The following is a 3258-nucleotide window of genomic DNA, read 5'->3' as shown; positions in this document are numbered from 1 at the left end:
GATCGCATTCCTCGCACAGGCTGAGAGGATGGTTGGGCATGGGAGTCCGATGTCTAGCGCTTTCTGTTCGTCATTGACGAGAGCAACCGCCATCTCATTCTCCGTTGCCCCGCGGTCGAGCCGCTAACGCTGGTCGTCACCGGTTAGCCTCCATTTGCACACAGCACGCCGACCAGCAGCAGCGCCGCCTCGGTCAGCTCGACCAGGGCGCCGGCGGTGTCGCCGGTGAAACCACCAAGGCGGACGAGCATGCTGCGCCGCCATAGAACAAGCAGGAGGCCGGCGATACCGACAAGCGCGATGCCAAGCAGCCAAAGGCCAGCGCTGGCAAAGATCAGGAGCGCGAGCGAGGCGCTCAAGACCAGCACCCAGCCGGCGCTGCGGCGCGGAAGCCTGTCGCTCAGCGCGGCACCGAGCCCCTCGGGTCGTGCCGAGGCGGTCGTCAGCGGCAAGGCCAGCAACTGCGCGCGCGCCAGCGCTGGCGTCAGCAGCAGGATCGACGCGCCGGCCGGTGTCGCCGGCAAGGAGGCGAGGGCGGCGAATTTGACCAGCAGGATCAGCACCAGCGCCACCACCCCCATCGAGCCAGTCAGTGGGTCCTTGAGGATCTTCAGGGTGCGCTCGCGGCTGCCGAGCCCGCCGACCCAGGCATCGGCACAGTCGCCGAGCCCGTCCAAATGCAGACCGCCGGTGCTCCAGACCCAACAGGCGAGCAGCAACGCGGCGGTCGCAAGCGCCGGCGGCTCGCCCGGCAGGCCGGCGACCCCGAGCCAGAGCAGCAAGAGCATGGCGCCCAGCAAGAGTCCGACCAGCGGATAGCAGAGGGCCGAGCGTCCCAGCACGAGCGGATTCGCCTCGATGGGACTCGCAGCGGTCGCGACCGGCAGCGGCAATCGGGTCAGAAAACGAACAGCAACCAGGCAAGGGATGAAAGGATCCCGAAAACGCCTCACCCCATCACCACCGGATGTTCGTGTCCGCGCGGCAGGGCGAATGGCGATGGATCGAGCCAAACGCCTGGGAAACTCAGGCCAAGCGCGAGCGCCAACGCTGAATGCCCGTCACCACGGCGACCGCCGCCGCGCCCGCCAGAATCCCAACCAGGCCATTGACGACTATCGGCGTCAGCGTCTCGAGCATGCCGCCGAATCCGTGCGCAAGATGCTCGAACCCGTGATGCAGCGCCGGGATGCCGTGGACCAGGATGCCGCCGCCGACCAGGAACATCGCGATCATCCCGAGCACCGAGAGGGTCTTCATCAGATAGGGCGCGACGAACAGGATCGAGCGACCCAACGCGCGCTTGGCGCGATCCGCCAGCGTCTCGCCCTCGGCTTCGGTCAACGCCATGCCGGCGTCGTCGAGTCTGACGATGCCGGCGACGAGCCCATAGACGCCGACCGTCATCAGCAGCGCGATGCCCGCGAGCACCAGCACGCGGGTCAACAGGGGCGCGCCGGCGACGGTACTGAGCGTGATCGCGACGATCTCCGCCGACAGGATCAAATCGGTGCGGATGGCGCCCTTGATCTTGTCCTGTTCCAACGTCCTGAGATCGGTGTCGGGATCGGCCAGGGCCTGGCTGATTTCCTCCCGGCGCGCCTGCTCCGCATCGGCATCCTGCAGGTACTGATGCGCAAGCTTCTCGAAGCCCTCATAGCAGAGGTACAGGCCGCCGACCATCAACAGCGGCGTGATCGCCCAGGGCGCAATGGCGCTGATCGCCAGCGCCGCCGGCACCAGGATCAGCTTGTTGACCAGCGAACCTTTGAACACCGCCCAGACCACCGGCAACTCGCGTTGGGCGCGCACGCCGGTGACCTGCTGCGCATTCAGCGCCAGATCATCGCCAAGCACGGCGCCGGTCTTGCGCGCGGCCACCTTGGCAAGCACCGAGACATCGTCGAGGACGGTGGCCACGTCATCGATCAGGGCAAGGAGGCTGGTAGCGATGTTGGGACTCCTTCAAGCCAGGGAAGAAAGGGGAGCGATCATCGTCGGATTTGGCCGTCGCCGATATGAGTCGGCGCCGGTCCGTTCGGCTATGGACGTTACCAGCACTCTTGCGAGCGAACAAGGGCCAGGCGCGAGGGCCGCGTGCAGGCAAATCGCGCCGATGCCGATGAAACTCCTGATCGCTTCAGGACCCATGCACGGCCGTTCATTGCTCCACCAACCGCGCAAACGTCTCGATCGGCGCCTCGCATCGAGTGCCGCGACAACGGTAAGCCCGCACCCGCGCCGCCGGTTGCAGCGCCGCCAAGGCTGGCGGCAGACCCTCGACCTCGGCCGGGATCGCCAACGTCAGCCGACGCGGTGCGTAGTCGCGTTGCGCCCCGGCTTGCCACTGGCGGAGCACAGCGCCCGGGGGTGAAGCTTCCGCCTCGGCGGGTGACCCGATGGGCGCTTGCATGGACGCATCAATGGGCGCAGCCGTCGCCTCGGTGTCGATGGGCCCACGAATCACGACGATCTCCGGCGGATTCAACTGCTCATCGAGCGCCATCAGCAGGGTGGCATGCGCATACGGCAGACGTCGGATCGGCTCCGCAGCCGCGACCAGTGTGCGCGCCGCCGCGTCGAGGTAGCGGGGTTCGCCGAGCAGATGCCCGAGCCGCTGCAGACTCAGCGCGGCAATGCCATTACCGGACGGCGTCGATTCATCGGCCATCGGCTTCGGCCGCTGCAACAGCGCCTCGTGGTCGGCGCTGGTGAAGTAGAAGCCACCCTGGGCCGGATCCTCGAACTGGCTCAGCAAGACCTCGGCCAGCGCCCGCGCCCAGTCGAGATCCGCAGGCTCGAAGCGCGTTTGCAGGCGCTCCAGCAGCGCATCGAGGAGAAACGCGTAATCGTCCAGATAGGCGTTCAGATGCGCCTTGCCGTCCTTGTAGGTCGCCAGCAGCCGCCCGTCACGCCAGAGTCGATCGCGGATGAACGCGAGCGCGCGATCGGCCGAGTGCAGATAGTCAGCGCGCCCCAGCAGCCGGGCCGCGCGCAGCATGCCCTTGATCATCAGTGCATTCCAGGCGGTCAGCACCTTCTCGTCGCGCCCCGGACGCCCGCGCTCGGCGCGCGCCGCGAGCAGCTTGGCCTTGGCGCTGGCCAAGACCGCGGCGGCGGCCTCGAGCGCTGGCTGCCCTTGCTCGGTTGCAGGTTCGGTCTCGGTCTCCTGCGCCTGCTTGACGGCAGGCTCGGTCTCGGTCTCGCGCGCCTGCTTGGCGGCAAGCTCGGTCTCGGTCTCGCGCGTCTGTTTGGCGG

Annotated in this window: 2 protein-coding genes and 1 pseudogene; all 3 read right to left on the bottom strand. The window is 67.6% G+C overall.

The features are described from left to right. Positions 1 to 143: 143 nt before the first annotated feature. Entirely contained in the window at positions 144 to 953 is an 810-nt protein-coding gene (cobS, locus tag ACLFQI_RS12885; protein ID WP_410759911.1) for an adenosylcobinamide-GDP ribazoletransferase, read from the bottom strand. Between the two features lie 73 nt (positions 954 to 1026). Beyond that, complete coding sequence (locus ACLFQI_RS12880) at positions 1027 to 1953, bottom strand: DUF808 domain-containing protein (RefSeq protein WP_410759912.1); 927 nt, start codon at positions 1951 to 1953, stop codon at positions 1027 to 1029. Positions 1954 to 2161: 208 nt separating this feature from the next. Then, positions 2162 to 3258: pseudogene (locus tag ACLFQI_RS12875) on the bottom strand (hypothetical protein); the annotation flags it as partial.

The organism is Halochromatium sp. (genome assembly GCF_046541315.1).
Lineage (GTDB): Bacteria > Pseudomonadota > Gammaproteobacteria > Chromatiales > Chromatiaceae > Lamprobacter.
The sequence above is the reverse complement of the archived record's forward strand: the minus strand, read 5'-3'. Positions and strand labels throughout refer to the sequence as shown.